This window comes from Streptomyces sp. NPDC001194, from assembly GCF_042896985.1.
Lineage (GTDB): Bacteria > Actinomycetota > Actinomycetes > Streptomycetales > Streptomycetaceae > Streptomyces.
Genome location: NZ_JBIAXU010000020.1, coordinates 25,165 through 50,268, shown reverse-complemented (window position 1 = coordinate 50,268; position 25,104 = coordinate 25,165). Strand labels below are relative to the sequence as shown.

General features: G+C 73.2%; 20 protein-coding genes. 9 read left to right on the top strand and 11 right to left on the bottom strand.

All coding sequences use genetic code 11. The annotated features are described in order from the left end of the window. Positions 1-7 precede the first annotated feature (7 nt). The 3 genes from ACFY1T_RS29820 to ACFY1T_RS29810 are packed head-to-tail and all read left to right on the top strand — an operon-like array spanning position 8 to position 3,638. Positions 8-535, top strand: coding sequence for a (2Fe-2S)-binding protein (locus tag ACFY1T_RS29820; RefSeq protein WP_390790901.1), 528 nt, complete (start codon positions 8-10; stop codon positions 533-535). Beyond that, the gene (locus ACFY1T_RS29815) at positions 532-2,643 is read left to right on the top strand and encodes a xanthine dehydrogenase family protein molybdopterin-binding subunit (protein ID WP_390790900.1); all 2,112 of its coding nucleotides are present in this window, start codon (positions 532-534) and stop codon (positions 2,641-2,643) included. Before ACFY1T_RS29820 ends, ACFY1T_RS29815 begins: the two co-directional genes overlap by 4 nt. Further along, entirely contained in the window at positions 2,640-3,638 is a 999-nt protein-coding gene (locus ACFY1T_RS29810; protein WP_390790899.1) for an FAD binding domain-containing protein, read from the top strand. The genes ACFY1T_RS29815 and ACFY1T_RS29810 overlap by 4 nt, the downstream gene beginning before the upstream one ends. Positions 3,639-3,664: 26 nt before the next feature. Here the strand turns inward: ACFY1T_RS29810 and ACFY1T_RS29805 are convergent, their stop codons facing one another. Continuing rightward, positions 3,665-4,537: a LysR family transcriptional regulator gene (locus ACFY1T_RS29805; protein WP_390790898.1), complete on the bottom strand. Its 873-nt coding sequence runs from the start codon at positions 4,535-4,537 to the stop codon at positions 3,665-3,667. 70 nt (positions 4,538-4,607) lie between these two features. Between ACFY1T_RS29805 and ACFY1T_RS29800 the strand changes: the two genes are divergently transcribed. Continuing rightward, complete coding sequence (locus ACFY1T_RS29800) at positions 4,608-4,961, top strand: nuclear transport factor 2 family protein (RefSeq protein WP_390790897.1); 354 nt, start codon at positions 4,608-4,610, stop codon at positions 4,959-4,961. Positions 4,962-5,020: 59 nt separating this feature from the next. Here the strand turns inward: ACFY1T_RS29800 and ACFY1T_RS29795 are convergent, their stop codons facing one another. Further along, a complete protein-coding gene (locus tag ACFY1T_RS29795; RefSeq protein WP_390790896.1) occupies positions 5,021-5,683 on the bottom strand; it encodes a DUF4232 domain-containing protein in 663 nt (220 codons plus the stop codon). Positions 5,684-6,156: 473 nt separating this feature from the next. On the opposite strand from ACFY1T_RS29795, the gene ACFY1T_RS29790 reads away from it, so the two are divergent. The 5 genes from ACFY1T_RS29790 to ACFY1T_RS29770 all read left to right on the top strand — a co-directional run bounded on the left by ACFY1T_RS29790 (position 6,157) and on the right by ACFY1T_RS29770 (position 12,951). Then, the gene (locus ACFY1T_RS29790) at positions 6,157-7,410 is read left to right on the top strand and encodes a cytochrome P450, cyclodipeptide synthase-associated (RefSeq protein WP_390790895.1); all 1,254 of its coding nucleotides are present in this window, start codon (positions 6,157-6,159) and stop codon (positions 7,408-7,410) included. Between the two features lie 76 nt (positions 7,411-7,486). Beyond that, on the top strand, positions 7,487-9,478 hold the full coding sequence (locus ACFY1T_RS29785; protein WP_390790894.1) for an AAA family ATPase: 1,992 nt from the start codon (positions 7,487-7,489) through the stop codon (positions 9,476-9,478). Positions 9,479-9,614: 136 nt separating this feature from the next. Continuing rightward, on the top strand, positions 9,615-11,087 hold the full coding sequence (locus tag ACFY1T_RS29780) for an MFS transporter (RefSeq protein WP_390790893.1): 1,473 nt from the start codon (positions 9,615-9,617) through the stop codon (positions 11,085-11,087). Then, positions 11,084-11,542: an SRPBCC family protein gene (locus ACFY1T_RS29775; RefSeq protein ID WP_390790892.1), complete on the top strand. Its 459-nt coding sequence runs from the start codon at positions 11,084-11,086 to the stop codon at positions 11,540-11,542. The genes ACFY1T_RS29780 and ACFY1T_RS29775 overlap by 4 nt, the downstream gene beginning before the upstream one ends. A 59-nt stretch (positions 11,543-11,601) precedes the next feature. Next, a complete protein-coding gene (locus ACFY1T_RS29770) occupies positions 11,602-12,951 on the top strand; it encodes a carotenoid oxygenase family protein (RefSeq protein WP_390790891.1) in 1,350 nt (449 codons plus the stop codon). Between the two features lie 346 nt (positions 12,952-13,297). Here the strand turns inward: ACFY1T_RS29770 and ACFY1T_RS29765 are convergent, their stop codons facing one another. From ACFY1T_RS29765 to ACFY1T_RS29725, 9 genes are all read right to left on the bottom strand, one after another. Further along, positions 13,298-14,665, bottom strand: coding sequence for a (2,3-dihydroxybenzoyl)adenylate synthase (locus ACFY1T_RS29765; protein ID WP_390790890.1), 1,368 nt, complete (start codon positions 14,663-14,665; stop codon positions 13,298-13,300). A 107-nt stretch (positions 14,666-14,772) separates the two neighbouring features. After that, on the bottom strand, positions 14,773-15,996 hold the full coding sequence (locus ACFY1T_RS29760; RefSeq protein WP_390790889.1) for a methyltransferase domain-containing protein: 1,224 nt from the start codon (positions 15,994-15,996) through the stop codon (positions 14,773-14,775). Positions 15,997-16,409: 413 nt separating this feature from the next. Beyond that, positions 16,410-16,766, bottom strand: a complete 357-nt coding sequence (locus tag ACFY1T_RS29755) for a UBP-type zinc finger domain-containing protein (RefSeq protein ID WP_390790888.1) — start codon at positions 16,764-16,766, stop codon at positions 16,410-16,412. A 35-nt stretch (positions 16,767-16,801) separates the two neighbouring features. Then, positions 16,802-18,265 carry an ATP-binding protein gene (locus tag ACFY1T_RS29750; protein ID WP_390790887.1) on the bottom strand — a complete coding sequence of 488 codons (1,464 nt, stop codon included), beginning with the start codon at positions 18,263-18,265 and terminating at the stop codon, positions 16,802-16,804. Continuing rightward, a complete protein-coding gene (locus ACFY1T_RS29745) occupies positions 18,262-19,938 on the bottom strand; it encodes an FAD-dependent oxidoreductase (RefSeq protein ID WP_390790886.1) in 1,677 nt (558 codons plus the stop codon). The genes ACFY1T_RS29750 and ACFY1T_RS29745 overlap by 4 nt, the downstream gene beginning before the upstream one ends. Positions 19,939-20,096: 158 nt before the next feature. Continuing rightward, complete coding sequence (locus tag ACFY1T_RS29740) at positions 20,097-20,879, bottom strand: class I SAM-dependent methyltransferase (protein ID WP_390790885.1); 783 nt, start codon at positions 20,877-20,879, stop codon at positions 20,097-20,099. A 55-nt stretch (positions 20,880-20,934) separates the two neighbouring features. Beyond that, positions 20,935-22,155, bottom strand: a complete 1,221-nt coding sequence (locus tag ACFY1T_RS29735; protein ID WP_390790979.1) for an aminotransferase class V-fold PLP-dependent enzyme — start codon at positions 22,153-22,155, stop codon at positions 20,935-20,937. Position 22,156: 1 nt separating this feature from the next. Then, positions 22,157-23,482, bottom strand: coding sequence for a pyridoxal-phosphate dependent enzyme (locus ACFY1T_RS29730; protein ID WP_390790884.1), 1,326 nt, complete (start codon positions 23,480-23,482; stop codon positions 22,157-22,159). Further along, positions 23,479-24,960: a Y4yA family PLP-dependent enzyme gene (locus ACFY1T_RS29725; RefSeq protein ID WP_390790883.1), complete on the bottom strand. Its 1,482-nt coding sequence runs from the start codon at positions 24,958-24,960 to the stop codon at positions 23,479-23,481. Before ACFY1T_RS29725 ends, ACFY1T_RS29730 begins: the two co-directional genes overlap by 4 nt. Positions 24,961-25,104 lie beyond the last annotated feature (144 nt).

The window sequence follows — 25,104 nt, the reverse complement described above, 5'->3', positions numbered from 1 at the left end:
GAGCCCCATGCGCAGCGCACCGTCGCCCCAGGAGGCCGAGGACGGCCCGGCCGTCCGCGCCGACATCGCACTGGACGTCAACGGACGGCGGTGCCGTCTGACGATCGACACCAGGATGTCCCTCCTCGACGTCCTGCGTGACTCCCTCGGCCTGACCGGGGCCAAGGCCGGCTGTGAGCGCGGCCATTGCGGTTGCTGCACCGTGCTCGTCGACGGCAGGCGCGTCTACGGCTGTCTGACGCTCGCCGTGGCGTGCGGCGACGCGCACGTCGTGACGGTGGAGGGCCTGGCCGGGGCGGAACTCCACCCGCTGCAGGCGGCGTTCGTCGCCCGTGACGCCTTCCAGTGCGGATTCTGCACCCCCGGACAACTGTGCTCGGCGATCGCCATGCTCGACGAGGCCGCCAGGGGAGCGCCGCCGGCCGGCGGTCCGGTCCTCACACGGGCGGAAATCCGTGAGCGCATGAGCGGCAACCTGTGCCGCTGCGGTGCGTACCAGAACATCGTGGCCGCCATCATGGACGTGGCGCCGTGACGCGGCGCATGTCCGTGGGCGCGGCCCTGCCCCGGCGGGAGGCCCGGGCGAAGGTCACGGGCAGCGCCCGCTACACCGGCGACGTGGCCCTCCCGGACCTCGCGTACGTGGCGGTGGTTCCGGCGGAGATCACCCACGGGCGGGTCACGGCGGTCCGTCCGGAGGAAGCCCTCGCCCGACCTGGAGTGCTGGCCGTCATCCACGGCGGCAACTGCCCGCGCCTGAACCGGACCGGTGCCGGCGACCTCGCCGTCTTCCAGTCGCCTTCGGTCGGCCATCGGGGCCAGTTCGTCGCCGCGGTCGTCGCAGAGTCCCCGCAGATCGCCCACGAGGCGGCGCGGATGGTGGGCATCGACTACGCCGCGGACCCGCACAGGGTCAGCCTCGACATCGCCTGCGACGGATTCCGCCGACCGCCCGACCGCGGTCCCTTCTTTCCGACCGACTGCTCGCACGGCGACGTCGAGGCGGCCCTGTCGCAGGCTCCGGTCCGGGTCGACGCCACGTACCGGACTCCTCCGTACCACCACCACGCGCTCGAACCGCACGCGACGGTCGCGTACTGGCAGGACGGTGCGCTGACCGTCCACGACAGCACGCAAGGGCCGTCGGGGACGCGGGACATCCTCGCGCACCTGTTCGGCATCGGCCCCGACCGGGTGCGTGTCATCGCCCGGCACGTGGGGGGAGGGTTCGGTTCCAAGGCCGCGCCACGGGCCCAGGTGGTCGTCGCCGCCCTGGCGGCGCTCGCCGTCGGCCGGCCGGTCAAGACCGTACTCACCCGGGAGCAGCTGAGCGTCGTCGCCGGGTACCGGACGCCGACCGTCCAGCGGATCCGACTCGGTGCCGACGCCGGCGGACACCTGCTGGCCGTGTCCCATGTGTCGTTCGAGCAGACGTCCCTGACGAGCGACCACTGCGAGTACCCGGCCGCTCCCACGCGCACCATGTACGCGGCGCCGAACCGCGAGACCAGGCACTGGAGGGTGAGGCTGCACGTTCCGTCGCCCACCTGGATGCGCGCACCCGGCGAATGCCCGGGGATGTTCGCCCTCGAATCGGCCATGGACGAGCTCGCCGTCGCGTGTGCGCTCGACCCGGTCGAGCTGCGCCTGCGCAACGACACCGCGAACGATCCGCACAGCGGCCGGCCCTTCAGCACCCGCAACCTCGCCGGCTGCCTGCGGCTGGGAGCGGAGCGGTTCGGCTGGGCCGAACGCGACCGCCTCCGCGCGGAGTACGGCGACGGGCGACGGCTGCTGGGCATGGGCGTCGCCGCGTCGACCATTCCGCAGTACCGGTTCCCCTCCCGCGCGAGCGTGCGCACCGATGGGCGCGGCCGCTACACCGTGCGCATCGCGGCCTCGGACATCGGCACCGGAGCGCGTACCGTACTGGCCCAGATCGCGGCCGACGCCCTGCTCGTCGACGCGGAGCAGGTGACGGTGGAGGTCGGCGACAGCGCGTACCCGTCGGCCAGTTGGGCCGGCCGGTCCAGCGGAACGACTTCCTGGGGGACGGCGGTGGTGCGGGCCTGCGAGGCGCTGCGGACCGGCATCGGGCGATGCGGCGGCCTGGTGCCGGACGGTGGTCTCGAGGCCACCGCCGACACCCTTGCCGAGCTCGCCGAGGCGCGCACCCACTCCCAGCACGCGTTCGGCGCGCAGTTCGCCCGGGTGACCGTGGACACGTCGACCGGGGAGATCCGGGTGCCGCGCATGCTCGGCGTCTTCGCCGTGGGCCGCGTGATCAACCCCGTCACCGTGCGGTCGCAGCTGGTCGGGGGCATGGTCATGGGTCTTTCCATGGCCCTGTGCGAGGAGGGGGTCATCGACCGGACGTACGGGCACTTCCACTCCCGCGACCTGTCCGCCTACCACGTGGCGACCTTCGCCGACGCTCCCGAGATCGAGGCCGTCTGCATCGACGAGGAGGACTTCCACACGAGCCCCATGGGGGCCAAGGGCGTCGGCGAGATCGGCATCGTCGGGACGGCGGCGGCCATCGCCAACGCCGTCCACCACGCGACCGGTCGCCGGATCCGGAGCCTGCCGCTCAGCGTGCGCCGGGTGAGGGAGGGCGCGGCGCCCCCGGGACGCGGGACATGAAGCCCTTCCGCTACGAGCGCCCCGCCGGCGTGCGGGAGGCGATGGCACTGGTCGCGGGGGATCCGGGGGCCGTGTTCGTGGCCGGCGGCACGAACCTGTTCGACCACCTCAAGCTGGGGATCGCCCGTCCGAACCTGCTGGTGGACGTCACCGGGCTGCCCCTGGGCGGGGTCGAGGTCCTCCCCGACGGCGGTGTGCGCGTAGGGGCCACCGTCCGCAACGCCGATCTCGCCGCCCATCCGGAGGTGCGCGAGCGCTATCCGGTCGTCTCGCAGGCGCTCCTGTCCGGTGCCTCTCCTCAGTTGCGCAACATGGCCACCTTGGCGGGGAACCTGATGCAGCGCACGCGGTGCCCGTACTTCCTGAACCCGGACACCCCGTGCAACAAGCGGCGGCCCGGGTCCGGCTGTTCCGCCGTGGAGGGTCACGCCGAGCACAATGCCGTACTCGGTGCTTCGGCGAGCTGCGCGGCCGTGCACCCCTCCGACCTGGCGGTCGCCCTGTGCGCGGTGGACGCGACGGTCTGCGTGCGGGGCGCGGCGGGCACCCGCCGCATTCCCGTCGCCTCCCTGTACCGGCTGCCCGGGGAGCGGCCCGAGCACGACACCGTCCTCGAACACGGTGAACTCATCACGGCGGTGGAGCTCCCCGCACTGCCGATGGCGGCCCGCTCCCGCTACCGCAAGGTCGGGGACCGGGCCTCCTTCAGCTTCGCGCTGGTCTCGGTCGCCGTGGCGGTCGATCCCGACGGCGACCGGGTCGGGGACGTGCGCATCGCGTTCGGCGGCCTCGCGACGACGCCGTGGCGAGCGCGGCGGGCGGAAGCCGTCCTGAGGGGAGCGCCGGCCACGGCGGACCGCTTCGCGGCGGCCGCGCTCGAGGAACTCGCCGCCGCGCGCACCGTCCCCGCCACCGCGTACAGGGTTGCGCTGGCGCGGGACGTCCTGGTCGCCACGCTCCTCGACCTGTGGGAGGGGCGTGGCCGATCCGGCTGACGCGGCGAGTGCGCGTCCCGGCGGTCTCAGGGCGCGAGTGCCTCCCGGAGCCTGGCCAGGACCAGCCGGGCGGCCGGGGAGCGGTGGTCCGGCCGGATGGCCAGCCCGAGGCAGGCGTGCGTCGCGGCGTCGGTGACGACAGCCGGCTCCAGGCCCTCGCCGGCCCCCGAGGAAGGGCTCAGAACGGCCACACCGGCTCCCCGCCGGGCGAGGCCGAGCAGGGTCTGCGGGGAGCTGGCCTCGATCTGCACACGGGGTTCGATCCCGAGCTGGAGGCACGACCGCTCGTACGCCTCCCGGATCCCGGTACCGCGCGGGAGGCAGAGCACCTTCTCCTCGGCCAGGTCGGCGAGGCGTACCGGCCCGCGGCGCAGCCCGTGGCCCTCGGGCACGACGACGGCGATGGGCTCGTCGACGATCACGACGGTGTCCAGAGCGGGCTCGGGCCGTCCGGCGAAGGCGATCAGGGCGAGGTCGAGGGAGCGCGCGAGCACCTGGGACCGCAGCACGTCCGAGTCCTCCTCGTGGAGGCTCAGGGTGATCCCCGGGTGGGTCCGCCCGAGTCCGGCGACGGCGTCCAGGAAGCCGGGGATCGAGCAGCCCCTGATCATGCCCAGCCGGACCCGGCCCCGGACGGCCCGCGCGAACCGGGCCGCGGTGTCCTCGATGCCGTCCAGCGTCTGCAGCGCCGCTCGGGCGAGCGGCAGTACGGCTTCACCCGCGGCCGTCAGCCGGACCCGGCGTCCCGTCCGCTCCAGGAGCTGCTGCCCCAGTTCGCGTTCGAGCTTGCCCACCTGCGTGCTGATGCCGGACTGGCTGACGTGCAGCCGTGCGGCCGCGGCGGTGAAGGTGCCCTCGTCCACCACCGCGGCGAGGTAGCGCAACTGGTGCAGTTCCATAACCACCGATGATAGTCGTCATCGCGATCATCTGTTGGACTGATGGCCGCTCCTGCGGGACCCTGGACGCATGACGACTCCGGCAGAGATTTCCGAGAAGTACTTCAGCGCCTGGGAGAAGGGCGACTTCGACGCGCTGCGCGGTCTGCTGGCCGACGACGTCGACTTCGTCGGCGCACTGGGCCGGGCCCGAGGCGCGGACGCGTGCATCGCCGGCCTGCGCGGGATGGGCCGGATCCTGGAGCGGATCGAGGTGCACGCCAGGGTGGCGGACGACACGGACGTGATCACCTGGTTCGACCTGTACACGACGGGCGCCCCGCCGGCCCCCACGGCGAACTGGAGCCACGTGGAGAACGGGAGGATCACCAGGATCCGCGTCGCCTTCGACCCGCGGGAGATCCTGGCGCAGCAGACCCGCTGACCCCCGCGGGCGCCCTCGGCCCGCCGGCCGGGCGGCGCGACGAGGGCGGGGCGCAGGGGTCAGCCGCCCTGGCCGGCGCTGCCGATCGGGCCGACCTTCACCGGGGAGCCGGCGCCCTCCGTGACGGGCAGCGTGGCGGCTCCCGGCCAGGCGAGCGTGACCGACTTCGTCTCGTCCGGCGGGGTCACGACCAGCCCGGTGATGCGGACGCCGGAGCCGCCCGACGTGTTGAGCGGGTAGCTGACGCCGAAGGAGACCGACTTCCCGGCCTTGAGCACGGTGGTGTCGGCCTGCTCTCCGGTGCGCTTGGCGGACAGCGATCCCGCGCTGGTCTTGAGGTCGACGCCCGCGTACGCGGAGAGCGAGCAGTCCCGGCTGCCGCGGTTCTTCAGCGTCACCGCGACGGTTCCGTCGGCGTCGCCGCCGACGGTGCCGTCCAGGGCCGTGATCGTCAGCCCGTCGGTGCGGCACTTCTCGGTCTTGCCGCCCCCGTTGGAGCCGGTCCCGGCGGTCGCGCCCTTCCCGCCGGAGCCCGTCGTGCCCGAGGCCTTGCCGCCGCCCTGATCCGAACCGCCCGAGGGCGACGCGGCCGGCGCGGACGAGGGGGAGGACGCGGACGACGGGCTGCCCTGCGCCGTGCCGTCTTCGCCGTTCTGGCAGGCCGTGAGCGAGAAGCTCGCGGCAACGGCCACGGCGGCGAGGGTGAGCTTGTGAACGCGCATCGTTTCTTCCTCAGGATCGATAGGTCGGCAGTGCCGGGCGCTCGGTGCGGGTCGGGAGGAGCGGGCCGGTGGAAGCGGGCCGGTGGGAGCGTGTCGGTACGAGCGGGCCGGCGGGAGCGGGCATTTGCGATCACCAAGACCCGTCCGGACCGTCCCGCCGTTCCGCCCGAACTCCCCCCAGTACATTCCTGTTACACGCACACGGGGGCGCAACGCGCCGGGCGCGCCGCCGACCAGTCGGGACGCCGGCTGCCGCCGCCGATTCGCCCCGTTTCGCGCCCGCCGCCCGCTGGGACAGACCCGTGACCCGGTGGATCTTGACGACGTACGGGCCGGTCCTCATGTACCCCCGCGCGCGCAACCCGTGGCTTGATTCGTACGTCTAGCAGCGCGGCTTGGTCGTGCTCGGTGGCGTTCGCGTCGCGTCGCGGCTCTTGCCGTTCCGCGTACCGCGTATGTGAGAGGGCACCACCGTGCACGTTGGCAACACCCGATTCAGCGTCCTGTCCGAGGACTTCGCCGCAGACCCCTACCGCCACTTCGCCCGGCTTCGGGAGCGGACTCCGGTGCACCACGAGCCGGGCATCGACAGCTGGTTCCTCTCGCGCCACGAGGACGTGAAGCGGGTGCTGACCGACCACGAGGCGTTCACGACCGAGACGCTGCAGGTGCGCGCCGAGCCCGTGATGCGGGGCCGGGTCCTCGCGCAGATGACCGGGGCCGAGCACACCGCGAAGCGCAAGATCGTCGTACGGGCCTTCACCGGGCAGGCCCTCCACGACCAGATACGCGCCGTCCGCACCAACGCCGCCGAACTGATGGCCCCTCTCCTCGCCCGGGGACGGCTGGACCTGGTCAACGACCTCGGCAGACCCCTGGCCGTCCACGTGACGCTCGACGTCCTCGGCCTGGAGAGACGGGACTGGCGGCAGCTGGCCGCCTGGAACGCCGGAATCGCCGAGTTCATCACCAGCATGGCCCTCACCCCCGAGCGCCGCCGCCACTGCATGGACTGCGCCGAGCAGCTGGAGGCGTACCTCCTCCCCGTCATCGCACAGCGCCGCCGCGACCCCGGCGACGACCTGGTATCGAAGCTGTGCACCGCCGAGTTCGACGGCATCGCGATGAGCGACCGCGATGTCACCGCGCTGATCATCAACGTTCTGGCGGCCGCCACCGAGCCCGCGGACAAGACCCTCGCCCTGCTCTTCAAGCACCTCGTCGACCACCCCGAGCAGCTGGCACAGGTCCGCCGGGACCCGGAGCTGCTGGCCGCCGCCCTCGCCGAGACCCTGCGCTACACCCCGCCGGTCCAGCTCATCCCCCGCCAGGCGGCGCGGGACACGGTGTTCGCGGGTGGAGCCGCCGTCCCGGCCGGTGCCACCGTCTTCTGCATGATCGGCGCGGCCAACCGGGACCCCGAGGCCTTCGCCGACCCGGACACCTTCGACATCCACCGCCCGGACCTGGGCACCGCCCGCTCCTTCACCGCCGCCGCCCAGCACCTGTCCTTCGGCAGCGGACTCCACCAGTGCGTCGGCGCGGCCTTCGCGCGCGCCGAGATCGAGACCGTCGCCGCCATGCTCCTGCCCCTGCTCGACCAGGTCCGCCACAGCCCCGGCGCCCGCTACCGGGAGAGCGGCCTGTACACCCGGGGCCCGGTCGCGCTGTCCCTGGACTTCACCCCCGTCCACCTCGGCGAACGAGAGCTCCGAAGTGCCGGGTGACACCTCCGTTAGGATCTCCGTTCGACCTGACGAATCCGGGTCATGCACAAGGAAGTTGGGAGCCGCCATGGTGTCCGTGGGGGAAAGACTGAGCAGGGCGCGCGTACGCGCCTTCGTCGGCCGGGACGATGAACTCGGGCGCTTCGAGGCGGCCCTGGCCGGCGATCCGCAGGCCCCGTTCGCGTTCTACGTGTGCGGGCCCGGCGGCATCGGGAAGTCGACGCTGCTGCGCCACCTGGCGGACCGGGCCCGAGCGGCCGGCCGGCTGCTCGTCGAGCTCGACGGGCGGTTCGTCAGCCGGGATCCGGCCGAATTCGAGCGTGCCGCCGGCCCGTTCCTGGACGTTCCGGGCACGGTCCTGTTCGTGGACTCCTTCGAGCACTGCCAGTGGCTGGAGAGCTGGCTGTGGCACGACCTCCTGCCCCGCGCCGCGGACGACACCCTCGTCGTCCTGGCCGGCCGGCGCCCCCCGCAGCCGCAGTGGACCGCCGATCCCGCCTGGTCCGGGCTCCTGCACGTGACCGAGCTGGAACCCTTCTCCGAGGAGCAGGCACGGAGCCTGCTCGTGGCGGCGGACATCCGGCCCGAACTGCGGGACCGGGTGCTCCGCTTCGCCGGAGGCAACCCGCTGGCCCTGTCCCTCGCGGCCGCGGCGGGATCGGACGGATGCGGCCGCGAGGAGATCTGGGCCCCCACGGCGGACGTACTGCGCACCCTGCTGGCGGGGCTGATCGGAGAGGTGCCCACGGCGGCCCACCGCCGCGCCCTGGAAGTGGCGGCGCAGGCCCACTCGACGTCCGAGGAACTGCTCGCCGCGGTGCTGCCCGACGAGGACGCCCACCCGCTCTTCTCCTGGCTGCGCGAGCTGCCGTTCATCGAATCCACCCACCGGGGGCTCCACCCGCACGACGCCGCACGCGAGACGCTCGCCGCCGACCTGCGCTGGCGGGCGCCCAACGCCTTCGAGGCGATACGCAGGCGCCTCGCGGACGAGTACCTGCGCATCCTGCGCGAAGCACCCGAGGAAAGGGTGTGGACCGTCACCGACGAGCTCTTCTACCTCTTCCGGGAAGGCGCGACCCTGGCTCGGCTGCGCTCCTGGTCGCGCGAGGACGAGGTGCACGACCGCCCCCTGCACCCCGATGACATCGATGTCGTGCTGCGCATGACGGAGGAGACCGAGGGAGCCGCCTCCGCCGAACTCGTCCGGTACTGGGCGCAGCGCCAGCCGGAGGCCTTCAGCGTCTACCGGCTCGTGAGCACGGGCCGGATCGTGGCGTTCACGGCCCGGCTGGTCCTGCCCGCCCCGGCCGACCCCCAGGACCTCGCCACCGACCCCGTCGTTGCCGCCGCATGGCGGTACACCGATGCCGTGGAGCCGGTGAGCCCCGGCGAGCACATCGGGGTGAGCCGCTTCTCGATCTACCCCGAGCAGTACCAGGTTCCCTCGCGCGTCATCGACTTGAGCAGCTCCCGGGCCCAGGCCGAGGCGGCCCGCGCCCGCGGTCGTGCGTACGGATTCGCCGTGTACCAGGACGCCGAGACGTGGGCGGCGCGCGTCAAGGGCACCCTCAACGACACCGGGGCCCGCCCGCGCGTCGGCGACCACACGTACGGGGTCTTCGGTGTGGACTGGCGCCAAGTCCCCGTGGAGTCATGGCTCATGCGCTTCATATCGGCCACCGAGGAGCCGGTCCGGTCCGGGCCGTCGCCCGTGTCGCGCGCCGCTTTCGACCAGGCCGTGCGCGAGGCCCTGGCCCACTGGCGCGATGCGGGCGCCTTCGCGGCCTGCGCCCTGATGCGCACGCGTCTCGCGGCCGACTTCGAGGATCCGGTGGACGAGTTGCGTGCGCTGCTGCGCGGGGCCGTCGACGAACTCGCCGCCGATCCGCGCGGGGTCCGGGCCCGCGAGGCCCTGGCGGCGGGCTACTTCTCCGGGGCGCCCACCCAGGAGGCCGCGGCCCGCCGTCTCGGCCTGCCGTACGGCACCTACCGCCGCCACCTGCGCCAGGGCCTGGACCTGCTCAGCGAATCCCTGTGGCAGCGGGAGTTGCACGACCCGCGGTAGCGCCGGGCCCGCGCCGGCGGCGGCGTGCCGCCGGCCGGGCCGTCCGCGCCGCGTGGACAGGTGCGGACAGGAGTGGACAGTGCCCGCTCCCGCCGGGCCTGGATAGTGGACACCGTTCGCGCCGAGTGTGTGCGCCATGAACGACGCACACACGCAGACGGACCGGGCGGTACGTCGGCCCGCCGGGCCGGGAGCGGTCCTCGCGGCACTCGCCGCCGCCCAGTTCACCGTCATGCTCGCCACCTCGATCGTGAACGTGGCGCTCCCGCAGATCCGTGCCGGGGTGGGCCTCTCGGACGGCGGGACCACCTGGGTCGTCAACTCGTACGGCCTGGCGTTCGGGGCGCTGCTCCTGGCGGGGGGCCGGGTCGCCGACCTGCTCGGCCGCCGCCGGGTGCTGCTCGCCGGGCTCGCCCTGTTCGCGCTGGCCTCGCTGGCCGCGGGGCTGGCCACCTCCTCCGGCGTACTGATCGCGGCCCGTGCCGTTCAGGGCGTGGGGGCCGCCGCCATCGCACCGGCCGCGCTCGCGCTGGCGATGGGGCTGTTCCCGTCCGGCGCGGGGCGGGGCAGGGCCCTGGGGGTCTGGGGTGCGGTCTCCGGGGCGGGAGGGGCGGGGGGCGTCCTGCTGGGCGGCGTGCTCACCCAGGCGTGGGGGTGGCCCTGGATCTTCCACTCGGTCGCGCTCGGAGCGGCCATGGTCCTGGCCGCGGTGGCGGTACTCGTACCGCGGGACGCGGGGCGGGAAGCCGCCGGGCGGTTCGACCTGCTGGGCACCGCCACCGTCACCCTCGCCCTGACCTGCCTGGTCTGGGGCCTGACCACCGCACGCGGCGCCGGCTGGACCGACGGCGCGGTGCTGAGCTCCCTCGGCGCCTCCGCCGTGCTGCTCGCGGCCTTCCACCGGATCGAGCTCCGCCGGCCGAACGCGCTGCTGCCGCCGCGCCTGTTCGCCACCGGCCGGGTCGCCGCCGGCAACCTGCTGATGGCCCTGCTGGGGTCCGTATGGATCGCCCTGTTCTTCTTCCTGCCGCTCTACCAGCAACAAGTGCTCGGATCCAGTCCGTTGGCCACCGGAGCCGGACAACTCCCCCTCGCCGCCGCCAATATGCTCGGCGCCGTACTCGCCCCCCGCATCGCTCGCCGGCTCGGTGCCACCGCCACCGTCACCGCCGCCCTGCTGACCGAGGCCGCCGGACTGCTGTGGCTGTCGCGGATGAGCGCCGACGGAAGCTACCTCACGGACGTCCTCGGCCCGAGCGTCCTGGTCGGGCTGGGCCTCAGCATCGCCTTCGTCCAGCTCACCGCGCTCGCCGTGGACGGCGTCCCGCGGCAGGACGCGGGCCTGGCCGGCGGGCTGGTCAACACCACCCGCCAGGTCGGCGGCGCGATCGGCCTCGCCGCCCTCGCCACCCTGGCCGGCTCCGTCACCGCCGGAGCGGCCGGCCGCCTGCCCCCTCTCGAGGCCCTCACGGCCGGGTACCGCACCGCGTTCGCGGTCTCGGCGGCGGTGCTCCTCACCACGGCCGTCCTCGCACTGCTCCTCACCCGCCGCACCCCTCCAGGCGGCTCTCCACGACCCATCCGCTCCGAACAGGAAGCAGCGTCATGACAACCAGCGTCACCGTCGACGAGACGGCTCCCGTCATCGTCCGCCTGAACACCGTGATCGACGCCCCGCCCGCCACCGTGTGGGGCCTGCACACCGACATCGCGCACTGGCCCGCCTGGAACGCGGACATCGACCGGGCAGAGGTCCACGGCCCTCTCCTGCCCGGCAACTCCTTCAGCTGGCACACCCACGGCCTGGACATCACCTCCACCGTGTACGAGCTGGTCCCCGGGGAGCGGATCGTGTGGGGCGGGCCCGCCGCCGGCATCACCGGCATACACGTCTGGACGTTCGAGCCGACCACCGACGGCACCGACCGCACCACCGTCCGCACCGAGGAGTCCTGGGCCGGAGCCCCCGTCGAAGCCGCGGCCGACGAGCTCGGCAAGGCCCTCCACGCCTCCCTGGAGGCCTGGCTCTCCCACCTCAAGTCACGTTCCGAACAGGCCGCCTGACCCCGCGCCGCACACCTTCATTCGGCAAACCGCATCCACGTACCGGAGGAACACCCGCCATGACCACCCCGAAGCCCTACCTGAGCGGCCACTACACCCCCGTCCCCGACGAGATCACCGTCACCGGCCTCTCCGTCGAAGGCTCCCTGCCCCCCGAGTTGAACGGCCGGCTCCTGCGCAACGGGCACAACCCCAAGCCCGGCGTCACCCCCACCCACTGGTTCAAGGGCAGCGGCATGGTCCACGGCATCCGGCTGCGCGACGGCGCGGCCGAGTGGTACCGCAACCGCTGGGTGCACACCCCCGCCCTCGACGGCGCCCCCTACATGACCGAGCACGGACCCGACTTCACCGCCAGCACCGCCGGCACCCACATCATCGAACACGCCGGACGCCTCCTGGCCCTGTGCGAGTCGAACCTCCCCTTCGAGCTCACCCCGGAGCTGGAGACGGTCGGGGCCTACGACTTCGACGGCAAGCTGCGCAGCGCCATGACCGCACACCCCAAGGAGGACCCGGTGACCGGGGAGCTCCACTTCTTCGGGTCCTCGCCGTTCCCGCCGTTCCTGACCTACTACGTCGCCGATGCCAAGGGCGACGTCGTCCACAGCGCCGAGATCCCGGGGGCGACGGCCTCGCTGAAGCACGACTTCGCCCTGACCCGCCGGCACGTGGTGTTCGTCGAGGGCAACGTCACCTTCGACCCCACGGAGCACTCCGGCATCCCCTACGCCTGGAGCGACAGCCAGCCCGCCCGTATCGGCGTCATGCCGCGCGGGGCCGACGGCACCGGGCAGATCCGCTGGTTCTCCGTGGAGCCGGGCAACATGCTCCACGTCTCCAACGCCTACGAGGACGGCCAGGGCCGCATCGTCCTGGAAGGACCCACCGTGGACCGCGAGGGCTTCCGGCTCTCCTGGAACTGGTGGATCGGCGCGCCCGACCGAGGCAGTGAGCCCGGCTCCCGCTCGTACACCCGCCGCTGGGTCATCGACATGGCCGACGGCGCCGTCAGCGAGCAGATCATCGACGACCTGCCGGTGGAGTTCCCGACGCTCAACGAGAACTACCTGGGCGCCGAGAACCGCTACCAGTACGCCATCTCCTTCCCCGACGAGAAGGGCTACGGCGGCTACGGCGTCGTCAAGTACGACCGCACCACCGGTGCCCGCCGCATCCACCAGGTGGGCGATGCCCGGATGCCCAGCGAAGCCGTCTTCGTCCCCGCCGCCGACGCCACGTGCGAGGACGACGGCTATCTGCTGACCGTCGTCTCCGACCTGAAGCAGGACTCCTCCCAGCTGCTGGTCCTCGACGCCGCCGGCCTCGACCGGGTCGCCACCGTCCACCTGCCCCGCCGGGTGACGGCCGGAGTCCACGGCTCCTGGGTCCCCGACGGCGACCTGTAGGGCGCCGGGGCCGTCCGGGAGCAGGAAGTCAGCCGGAGCCGCGGGCACCCCGCGGCTCCGGCACCGCCTCGTCACCGCCGCACCGGCGGATGCAGTGCGAACGATGCGGGTACCCGTCGACCGCTCCCGCCCGGGATCCGGCAGCCCCACACCGCCCGGTGCTCCGCATCGGCGGACGGCGCCCCGCACGGCGAGGACGTGGCGGCGCAGTACGACGCCCTCGTCGCCCGGGGCGACCGGGATCCGATCCCCAACCGGGGGCACGGCCCACAAGCCGCTGACGGGCGAGGGCATCCGCGAGGCCACCCGGGACCCCCTTGCGCCCGACGGCCCGCCCCGTCGCGATCTACGGCCTCTGCCCGTCCTGGAGGCGGCCCGTCACGACCAGATCGCCCCCGGGGGTGCGCCGCGCGCGTTCGCCGGTGCGGAAACGGCCGTCGGGCGTGAAGGCGCGTGCGTTGCGGTCGGGCGCCCGGTAGTAGCCCCGAAGGGTGTACGGGCCGCGGGCGAGGAGTTCGCCGGGCTCGCCGTCGGGGACGTCGTTGCCGTCCGCGTCGACGATGCGGACCTCGTCGTCGGGTGAGAGCGGGCGGCCCTGCGTGGTGAGCACGGTCTCGTCCGGATCGGTGGGCCGGGTGAGCGTGAGCAGTCCCTCGGGCATGCCGAAGACCTGCTGGAGACGGCAGCCCCATGCGGGCACGATCCGTTCGGCCGTCGCCCGGGGCAGCGGCGTGCGGCCGCCGACCTGCAGGAGACGCAGACTGCTCACGTCGGCCCGGACATTGGGGAGTGCGTCGAGCCAGTGCCCGACGGCGCCGGGCGTCACGGACGTGATCGTGACCCGCTCCCGCTCGACGGCCGCGAGGCAGTCATCGGCGCGGTCCGGGTCCTCGACCAGGACGACGGTCCCGCCGGCGCAGAGGGTGCCGACGATGCCGGGGCACCCGAGGGCGAGGTTGGATTCGGCGGGCAGCGCGGCGAGGTAGACGTCGTTCTCGGTGAGGGACACCAGCTCGGCGGCGGCCCGCGCCTGGTAGGCGTAGTCGTTGTGCGTACGGGGAACGAGCAGGGGCGCACCGGTGGCGGCATCCGAGAGGAGGAAGAACGCCACCTGGTCGGAGCCCTGCGCGGGCATCGGTCCGGGCGGGGAGTCCAGGGAGGCCAGCGGGAAGTAGTGGCAGCCCGCCGGGTCGGTCGAGAAGCCGCCGTACGGGGACGAACCGCCCGGCGCCTCGAAGGTGAACACCCGGCGGAGGAAGGGCCCTTGAGCGGCGATGTCGGCGGCCATCGCCGTGTGGTCGAAGCCCCGGTACGTCGAGGGTCCGACGTAACCGACGGCCTCGGTGATCCGTACGATGTGGGACACCTCGGGGCCGCGGTGCGAGACGGGGCAGAGCACCGGGACCGCGCCCATGCGCATCAGCGCGAACACGGTGGTGACGAACTCGGGCACGTTCGGCAGCTGGACGACGACCCGCTGCCCGGGCCGCAGGCCGCGCAGCCGCAGTCCGGCGGCCACGCGGTCGACGCGCCGGTTCAGGCCCGCGTACGTCGTGCGGGCGCCACCGTGCACCAGCGCGGTCCGCGGTCCGTACTGCACGGCCCAGCCGCGCAGCAGGTTGTCCAGCGTGTTGCCGCGCCAGTGACCGGCCGCCCAGTAGCGGTCGACGAACTCCTCGGGCCAGGGCGTATAGCCGGTGAGCATGGGTGCCATCCGCTTCCTCGGGTCCCGTTTCCTGGACCAAGCCAATCCGCCGACACCCGTACGCACAATGCGCCTTCCCCACCACGGATGCGCGGCCGGCTCGGCGGAAGGTCCAATCAGGGCCGAAGGGCTCCGGGTCGGGCGAGCGGCACCGCGCGGGCCAGGAAGTGGCCGCCGGCGTCCTCGTACTCGTCCAGGCGCCAGCCCGAGGTCTGCAGCGCGGGGCGGAGGTTGTGCTCGGCCAGGAGGTCGCCGGGGTCGAGGGCGCGGCCGTGCCGGGCGGCGCACTCCGCCCGGCCCGAGGGGTGGAAGAGGATCAGCACGCCGTCGGCCGCGGTGACGCGGGCCCATTCGCGCAGGGCGGCGTACGGGTCGGGCAGGTGGTCGAGCACCCCCGCGGAGAAGATGCCGTGTACGCAGGCGCCGGCCAGCGGGAGCCGGGTGCAGTCGGCCGCGACGAGGTGCCCGTGGCGGGTCCGGCCATGCCGGGCGGCGGACGCCAGCATGGCCGGGGTGAGGTCGACGCCGAGCACGTGGCCGCGGGGCCCCACCTGGGTCCGCAGCGCGGGCATGGCACGGCCGGTGCCGCAGCCGAGGTCCACGGCCCGGCCGCCCGGCTCCAGGCGCAGCCGGGCGACGGCGGCCTCGTACGCGGGGGTCTGGTGGGCGAAGCGCTCCTCCCAGGCGTCCGCACGGCGGGTGAAGAACGCCCGGGTGGCGGTGTGTTCGGCGCGGGCGGTCACGAGTGTCGCGAACCGGCCCACGAGCTCCTCGGCCCACGGGTCGAGGGCGTGCCCCGGCGGGGCCGGCAGGAACCGGATGCCCCAGGCTCCGGCGCCGATCCGGAACGCCTGTTCCGGGTATCCGTCGCAGGCGGCCGGCAGCACGGCGCCGGCCGGCAGCTCCAGGGGGTCGCGGGCCGGGTGCAGGCCCGGGGAGGGGCGGGCGCCCCCGGCGAACAGCGGGTCGGAGTCCGCGGCCGGGGTGAGTTCCAGCGCAGGGAGGCCGGCCACCGGGCCGGACCCGGCTCCCATGGCGGCTCCCGCCGCCCGGACCAGCAGCCGCGTACCGGTCCCGAGGGCCAGTACGGGCACCTCCGCGGCGAGGGCGGCGCGGACGAGCCCCGCCCCGCCCCCGGTCCCGCCGTCCACCCCGCCGTCCGCACCGGCGGACCCGGAGCCGCCCAGGAGGATCAGGCCCTCGACACCGCCGAGGTCGGCGGTCGGGTCCGCGCCGTCCGCGAGCGGGACCGCCCGGGAGGCGAGCCCGGCCCCCGCGAGCACCCGGATCACGTCGGCCGGTGTCTCCCCGGCCGCGTGGTGCATGACGACCACCGTCATACCTCAGTCCTCACATTCGAGCCGGCCTGTCGGTTTCAGACCGCATCTGCGCAAGCATGCCCCCAGGCGGGGCGCATATGCCAGATGCGTTTCGTCCATGAGACGTGGAGGGGAGGGGTCGGGAAGCACAAAGCCCCTGCGTGCCGAACACCGCTGATCGGCATGCAGGGGCCATTCGCCGGTGCTCCCCGTGGCGGTGAGAGCCGCTCGACCGTCACGGGGCCGGTGTGCGTGTCAGTCAGCCAACGGTCGGCCTGGCAGGGCGACGGGATCCGGACACGGATCAGGCCGTGATGGCCTGATGGGCCCAGTCAATCATTCAAGAGGCGAATTTGTCACTATGGATGGCATCTGCGAGGTCGAATGCCGTCTTCATGCCGCGTGTGCCCCTCCCCTGAGCCCCCGCGGCACCGTCAGGCGTGCAGCCGCTTCGTCCAGTCCTGCGGGACCCGCTCGGCCGGTCCGGGGGCCGACTGGTCCGCCGGGTGGGCGGACGGCGGGGCGAGCGCCGGTCCGGACTCGTACAGGGCGTCGGTGTCGTAGTTCCAGAACCACTCCTCGCCCGGCTCGAAGCTCTGCACGAGCGGATGTCCGGCGGACTTCCAGTGGGCGGTGGCGTGCTGGGCGGGAGAGGAGTCGCAGCAGCCGATGTGACCGCACTGGGCGCAGCGGCGCAGGTGGAACCACCAGCCGCCCACCGCGTCGCAGTCGGCGCAGCCGGGTCCGGCGGGCGGGACGCTCGGGTCGATTCCGTTGATGTCGTCGGTCATGCCGGCTCCTCGGCGGTCTCGGTGGCCTAGGCGGACTAGGCCGTCTCGGAGGTCTGCGTGGTCTCGGATTCGGGGTCGGTCAGCGGCAGCAGCACCTGGAACCGGGTGTCGCCCGGTGCGGACTCGACCTGGAGGCTGCCGTGGTGTTTGTTGACCACGATCCGCCAGGAGATGTCGAGGCCGAGGCCGGTGCCCTCGCCGACCGGCTTGGTGGTGAAGAAGGGGTCGAAGATGCGGCTGCGGATGTCCGCCGGGATGCCGGGCCCGGTGTCGCGGAACTCCACCAGCAGGCGGTCGCCCTCACGTGCCGTGCGGACCGTCAGCGTGCCCTCGCCGCCGGTGCTCGCGATGGCGAAGGCGGCGTTGTCGATGATGTTGGTCCACACCTGGTTGAGCTCCGCCGGGTAGGCGGGAACCTCCGGCAGGGAGCGGTCGTAGTCCTTGACCACCCGCACCCTGCGGCCGATCTTGCCGGACAGCATCAGCAGGGTGCTGTCGAGGAGTTCGTGGACGTCGACGACCCGGTGCGGGGCACGGTCGAGCTGCGAGTACTGCTTCGCCGCGTCCACCAGGTGGGAGATGCGGGTGGTGGAGTCGTTGATCTCGTCCATCAACAGCTCGGTCTCGACGGTGTAGTTCAGCCAGCCGACGGCCCCCGGCAGGATGTCCTCGGCCACGGTCGCCGCGACCTGCTCCAGCCAGTCCGTGTCCAGCCCGGCCTGTACGAAGGTCGGCGCGATCCGCCAGCCCTCCTGGATGCCGTGGTCCTCGAGCCAGTCGGTGAGCTCGTCCTCCCGGTCGGAGGCCTCCAGAGGGCTCAGCACCGGCGCCTTGGCGACCCGTTCGGCAGTGCGCTCCTGGATCTCGATGAGTTCGGCGAGCGCCTCGCGCGAATAGGGGCCCTGGGCGATGATCGCGAGCTTGTGCCGCATCTTGCCCACCCTCTCCCGCAGCGTCGCGGTGGCCCGTACGGCCGCCGCGGCCGGGTTGTTGAGCTCGTGGGTGAGACCGGCGGACAGCGATCCCAGCGCCAGCAGCCGTTCGCGCTGCCCGATGGCCCGCTGCGTGTTCCGGGAACCGAAGAACAGTCCCTCCAGCAGGTGCGCGGCCATGGGGAACCAGTCCCGCATGACGGCCGCGAACGATTCCGCGGGCAGTACGAAGAACCGCGTCGGCTCCGTCACCCGCATCGAGTTGGTGTACGTCTGCGGCACCTGGTCGCCCAGGTAGGCCTGCATGGCGCCCGCGTACACCCCGCGCTGGGAGGTCCGGCTCACCTCCACGTCGTCGCCGCCGACCCGGCGGGACAGGACGACGGTGCCCTCGACCATCACGTAGAAGCAGGTGGCCGGGGCGCCCTCGGTGTAGACCGGGCCGGCGTCGAACCGCTCCACCCGCCCTTCGGAGCACAGCCGCCCCAGCTGCTCCGGGGAGAGCTTCTCGAACAGGAAGAGCGAGGCGATCTCCTGCGGGCTGCACGGCATCGGCTGCCCGCTCATGACTGCTCCAGGTACCGGTGGACGAGCATCACGGCCATGGCTCCCTCTCCTACGGCGGAAGCGACGCGCTTCGCGGACTGGGCGCGCGCGTCGCCCGCCACGAACACGCCGGGGATGTTGGTCTCCAGGTGGTAGGGCGGACGGTCCAGTTCCCACTCGGCGGGCGGCCGCCCGTCCGCGGTGAGGTCCGGCCCGGTCAGGATGAACCCGTGCTCGTCGCGCAGCACCGTACCGTCCAGCCAGTCCGTGAGAGGGGCCGCGCCGATGAACACGAACATCCACTGGCAGCCGACGAGTTCGGTCGCACCGCTGTCCACGTCCCGCAGCGTCAGCTGCTCCAGGTGCCCGTCGCCGTGCGCCTCCTCGACGACGGTCCGGGTCCGCACCGTGATGTTCGCCGTCTCCTCGATCTGCTGGATCAGGTAGTACGACATCGAGGCCCTCAGGGACTCCCCGCGGACGAGCAGCGTCACCGATTTCGCTCCGCGCGCCAGGTACATCGCCGCCTGCCCGGCGGAGTTGGCGCCGCCCACGATGTACACGTCCTGCCCTTGGCAGGCCGCCGCCTCGGTGAGCGAGGAGCCGTAGTACACCCCGCAGCCGGTCAGGGAATCGCAGCCCGGCGCGAGGAGCTGCCGGTACGAGACCCCGGTCGCCAGGATGACGCTGTGCGCGGCGACCGCCGAGCCGTCGGAGAAGCGCACCACGCGCGCCGCGCCGTTGACCTCCAGCCCCGTGACCTCGCGCGCCGTGAGGATCTCGGCGCCGAACCGGCCGGCCTGGCGGCGGGCACGGTCCGTGAGCTGTGCGCCGGAGACCCCGTCGGGGAAGCCGAGGTAGTTCTCGATGCGGGAGCTCTGGCCGGCCTGCCCGCCGGTGGCCGAGCGCTCGACCAGTACGGTCCGCAGCCCCTCGGAGGCCCCGTACACTGCCGAGCCGAGCCCGGCGGGTCCGCCGCCGATGACGACGAGGTCGTAGAAGTCGGCGGCCGGGGTCGTCGCGAGCCCCACGTGGGCGGCCAGCTCGGCGGCCTCCGGTTCGATCAGCACCGTGCAGTCCGGCGTCACCACCAGCGGAAGCCGCTGCCCGTCCGCCCCGGCCGCCTCCATGAGCCGCCGGCCCTCGGGCTCGTCGGAGGAGTACCAGCGGTACGGGACCTGGTTGCGGGCCAGGAACTCCCGTACGCGCGAGGAGCCGGCCGACCAGCGGTGTCCGACCACCTTGGTGGCGGGGACCGGCCGGTAGTCGCTGGAGCGCCACGCCGTGAGCAGGTCGTCCACGACCGGATAGAGCTTCTCCTCCGGCGGGTCCCAGGGCTTGAGCAGGTAGTGGTCCAGGTCGACGACGTTGATCGCGTCGATGGCCGCGTTGGTGTCGGCGTACGCGGTCAGCAGCACGCGCCGCGCGCCCGGGTACACGGCGAGGGCCTGCTCCAGGAACTCGATGCCGTTCATCTGCGGCATGCGGTAGTCGGCGAGGATCACCGCCACCAGGTCGCCGCGCAGCTTCAGCTCGTGCAGCGCCTCCAGCGCGGACTCGCCGGACTCGGCGCGCACGATCCGGTAGTCGGCGCCGTAGTGGCGCCGCAGGTCACGGGCGATGGCGCGGGAGACTCCCGGGTCGTCGTCCACGGTCAGGATGACGGTCCGCGCCGTATCGGCGGCCTGTGCCATACGTTCTCCACCCCGAGTGCTCTGGGCGGGCCGCACGGCGAGCCGCCCGCGCCGGTTTCCCGCCCATCGTATGTTCGATGCCCGGGGACCGCCCCGGAACGCCGCGCACGGGCGCTCCGGGTTCGCGGCCGCTCACTCCCGGTCACCGTCCCGCGGACTCAGCGGACCGCGACCACCACGTGGCTGTTGCCGAACTGCCAGACCGTGCCGACGTGCTCGAAGCCCGCCTCGCGCAGCAGTACGAGGTGGTCGGTGAGGGTCAGCTTGTTGCCTTCGCAGTGCGGGTGGGTGAGGCGGTCGCGGGCGGCGAGGAGCGGCGTCAGCGCGGGGTCGGCCCGTACGCCCGACCACCACGACTCCCAGTCCTCGTGCGCGAGGGCCTGCTGGCGCTCGGCGCGCCGCCGGCCGATGTCCACGGCGAGCTCGTGGACCTTGGGGGAGTCGGGCTCCAGATGGTCGCCGTTGACGAGGACCCCTCCGGGGCGGATCCGCCCGGCCAGCTCCCCGTACGTGCGCCGGAGCGTTTCCTCGCCGAGGTAGTGCAGGGCCGTCGTCGAGACGGCGGCGTCCACCGGACGGTCCAGCGCGAGGGCGTCGAGCCAGCCCGGTTCCCCGATGCGGGCCTGCGCGAAGCGCAGGGCCGTTCCGTGGTGCGCCCGCCCCAGCTCCAGCAGGAGCGGATCGGCGTCGACGCCCACGACCTCGGCGGCCGGCATGCGCGCGGCCAGCCGGGCGGCCAGCGAGCCCGGTCCGCATCCCAGGTCGAGGAGGAGCGGAGCGGCGTGCCCGCCGCCGGCCGTGACCCGCTCGACCACGTCCGAGATGACCGTGAACCGCTCCTCGCGGTCGATCGCGTAGCGCTGCTGCTGCCGCTCCCAGCGCTCCACCCAGCGGCTCGCCGCCGCCGCCGTGCCCGCGTCGATCGCACTGCCCACGTTCATGTCGCTGTCCGCTCGTGCTCCTGCCGCTCTCACGGCCCTGAACTCCACATGAAAATCATTGCAGACTGGAGAGGGCGGTGAGCAGCCCCTCGATCTCCTCGCACGTGTTGTGGACGTGCAGGCTGACCCGCACCGAGCCGTCCGACTCCCCGGCGCCCGCCTGGCAGTGGCTGTCGGAGCGCACCATGAACCCGTGGCCGTAGAGGATGAACCCGAGGTCGCGCGAGGGGATCTCGCGATGCCGGAACGTCACGATGCTCCGGCGCCGCTGCACCGCGGAGTCGGCCGCCAGGCTGGAGCGGCAGCCGAGCACCTCGTACGCGGCCAGCCGGCTCAGGCCGTCCGTCAGCCGGGCCGCCAGCGCCACCGTCCACGCCTCGATCCGGTCCGTACCGGCCGCGTCGAGCCAGTCGAGGGCGGCGGCCAGGCTCGCGATGCCGACGGTGTTCGGGGTGCCGGCCCAGCCGCCCGGCCGGAACCGCCGGCCCCCGGGCCGGCCGCGGGACCACACCGCACCCGTACCCGGCAGCGCCATGGCCTTGTGACCGGAGAACACCACGAAGTCCACGTCGAGTTCGGCCACGGAGACCGGCAGGTGTCCGATGCTCTGCGCGGCGTCGAGGCAGATCGGGACGTCCGGCCCGACCACCCGGCGGATCCGGTGCACGTTCATGTCGACGCCGTACACGTGGTGCACATGGGTGGCCGCCACGAAACGGGTCCGCGGGCCCACCGCAGCGGCGAGCGCCACCGGATCGTAGTCGCCCGAGCTGTCCTGGTACGGCAGTTCGCGCACCCGGATCCCGACGCCTTGGCGCGACAGCAGCTCCCGTACCTCCAGCCACGGCGCCAGGTTCGCCTCGTGGTCCGCGAACGGGACGAGGATCTCGTCGCCGTCGGTGAGCCGCTGCGCCAGCCAGTCCCGGGCCACGGCCCGCAGGCCGTCGGAAGCCCCGCTGGTGAAGTGCACGCGGGAGCGCTCCGGATCGGGATCGCCCAGGAACTCCTTGACCCGGTCGCGGGCCCGCTCCACCGTGGCCGTCGTGGCATTGGCCCAGGGGTACGAGCCGCGGCCCGCATTGGCGTTGGAGGTGGTCAGGTAGCGCTGTACCGCGTCCAGTACGGCCTGCGGCTTCTGCGCGGTGGCGGCGCTGTCCAGGTACGCGAGCCCGGGGTTCGCCACGACGATCGGGAACTGGGCGCGCAGCGGGCGCTGCCAGGAGCACAGTTCCACCAGGGCGCCGGCGGCACCGGCCGTCCCGGCCGTCCCGGCCATGTCAGTCACGCACCAGCGGCGCACCCGCGTCCCGCCAGGCGATGATCCCGCCCGCGAGGCTGCGCACGTCGGGATGGCCCATCCGGGTCAGCAGCGCGGCGTAGCGCGCCGACTGCTCGCCGACCGGGCACGCCAGCAGCACGGGCTGCCGTTTGCCGAACGGGAGCCCGCCCCGCACCAGTTCGTCGAAGAGCTCGTCCACGATGTTCACCGATCCGTCGATGTGCAGCGCGGCGTAGGCGAAGGAGCTGCGCAGATCGATCACCAGCGGACGCTCCGCCGCGATCCACTTGCGGGCGTCGGCCACCTCGACGACCTGCGCCGCCCGTACCTCGGCAGCGCTCAGCGTGCCCACGGAGTTCCGCGCGGGCGGACGGCCCAGCAGCTCCGGGCGGCGCTGTTTGACGTAGCCGAGGTAGCTCTCCACCCGGTCGCAGACGATGAAGACGGCGGTCCTGCGCTCCGGCCCCGTCAGCTCCGCGTCGAGTGCCCGGAGGTGGCGCACGGTGCCGTGGTACGCGGCGCCGCCCGTGGGGCCGGCGAGGATCCCGCAGCGCCGGACCAGCGTGAGCATGCCGTCGATCGCGTCGTCGGCGCCCACCGACTCGATCGTGTCGTACGTGGCCGGGTCGAAGAGGCCGACCTCGTGGACCTCGTCGATGTTGCGGATGCCGGGGATGAAGTCCGACTTCTCGCCCACCAGCCCGATCACCCGTACGTCCGGATCGTGCGCGCGCAGCGCCCGGGCCACGCCCGTGGAGGAACCGGCCGTTCCGACGCAGGCGAGGAACCAGTCGGGCGCCCGGCCGTCCAGATCCGCCACGATCTCCGGACCCGTACCCGTCTCGTGCGCCTCGGTGTTGAGCGCGTTGAAGTACTGGTCGGTGTGCAGATGGGCTCCGCCGGACTCGTTCAGCCGCTGGTGGAAGAGGGTCAGCGGGTCCTCGGTGTCCGTCGGGTCCAGGCATTCGCTGCGGCCCGGCAGCTCCTCGATCTCGGCGCCCAGCAGCAGGAGCAGGTCCTTGACCTCCGCGATGCGCATCCGGTTGGTGACGCTCTTGAACGACAGCCCGTGCATGCCCGCGATCACCGCCAGTGCCTTGGCCGTGTTGCCGCTGGACAGCTCGACGACGGTCTCGCCGCGCTCCCGGGCGCCGGGCAGCGCGGACCGGGCCATGTTCCAGGCGGCCCGGTCCTTGACCGAGCCGAAGGGGTTGAGCATCTCCAGCTTCGCGTAGAGATCGATGTGGCGCAGGCCGTGTACGGCCGGATCGATGCGGACCAGCGGGGTGTTGCCGATGGCCTCGGTGATGCTGTCGTACCTCATGCCTGTCCCCCCGAATCGGATGTCGGCCCGAACTCCTCGACCGGCCAGTACTCCTCGTCCAGGCACCAGCGCCAGGAGTCCCCCGTGTGACGGACCGCCACGGTCCGTGCCACCGGCTGCTGCTGGGCGTGCGTCGCGCTGAAGTCCATGCAGTAGCCGGCGGTGTTGGCGAAGCCCAGCAGATCGCCCGGACGCGGCAGCCGCGGCAGGAACACCGTCCTGCGCGTGATCAGGTCGGCCTCCAGGCACAGGTTGCCCATGAGGTGGACGCCGACCGGCTCCGGCGGGCCGGCGGGTTCGCCCTCGCGGGGCACCAGGACGGGGTCCACGAGGATCCCGTGGTCCTCCAGGGCGACGTCGTTCGCGTTCATGGCGAGGCGTACGAGTGCGGGGCCCGCGTCCGCACGGCGCACCTCCAGCACCCGTGCCAGGGAGAGGCCGCACTGGTCGGCCAGGGCCCGGCCCGGCTCCGTGTACAGGTCGTAGAGGCTCTCCAGCAGCAGGGTGCCCAGGGCCCGGCCCAGGGTGGGGGCGGGCTGCGACAGGAGCGCGTCGAGGTAGCCCGCGCCGGCGACCGGGCGGTGGGCGGGGTACAGGCTCAGGGCGCCGCGCAGCGTACCGCCCTCGGCGTGCAGGCCGTACCCGTGGCCGCCCCAGGCCAGCGGCGGGCGCCGGCCCATGACGGCGGCCGCGAGCTCGCTCGTGTAGCGGTCCCACTGGGCGGCGTGGGCGAGGTAGCTGACGCCGAAGCCGCCGCCGATGTCGACCACACGGGGCCGGAATCCCCGTAACCGCAGGTCGTCCATGGCCCGCAGGCAGCCTTCGAGGGCGATGGCCTTCTCGTCCGGGCTCGTGGTGTCGAGGTGGTACGCGACGCCGATCGGATCGACGTGGTCCCGGTGGCGCTCCAGCAGGTCCAGCAGGGGCCCGAGGGCCTTCACGGACGTGCCGAACCGGCTCCGGCGGCTGAGCATCCTGGGCCCCGAGGTCTCGAACTCGCTCAGGCGCAGCAGGACCTTCGGGCGGGGCAGGTCGTGGCGGCGCACGAGGCCTGCCAGAGCCTCCAGCTCGCCCGGACCGTCCGCGCTCACGGTCACCCCCGACCGCGCGGCGAGCCACAGGAACGCCGGGTCCTTGGGTCCGGTCGCCATGATGCGGTCGGCGGTGAAGCCGGCGCCGAGGGCGCGGCGGAGCTCGCCGACGGAGGCCGCGTCCACGGCCGCGTCCGCCGCGGTCAGCCGCCGTACGAGGGACCGGGAACGGTTGGCCTTGTGGGCGAAGAAGACCTGCCCGCCGAGCCGGTGGCGCCGGTAGACGGAGCGGAAGCCCTCGGCGTTCCGCGCCATCTGGTCGGGCAGGAGCACGTTGAGGGGCGAGCCGAGGGCGTCCACGAGCATGTGCAGGAACGGGGCCGAGCCGAGCAGCGCGGCGAGCCGTGGCGCCAGCCGCGGTTCCAGGTACAGGGGGCCGGTGTCCATCCCAGCTGCTCCTCCCGCGCGCCGATCGCAGACGATATTCCTCGCGGCCCTGTTCATGCCCGGCTGATCCCGTGCGGACGCGTGCAGCAGGGAGATGGCCGAAACGCGACGGGGAGGGGGGCGGCGACAAGTGCGGCGGAAGGG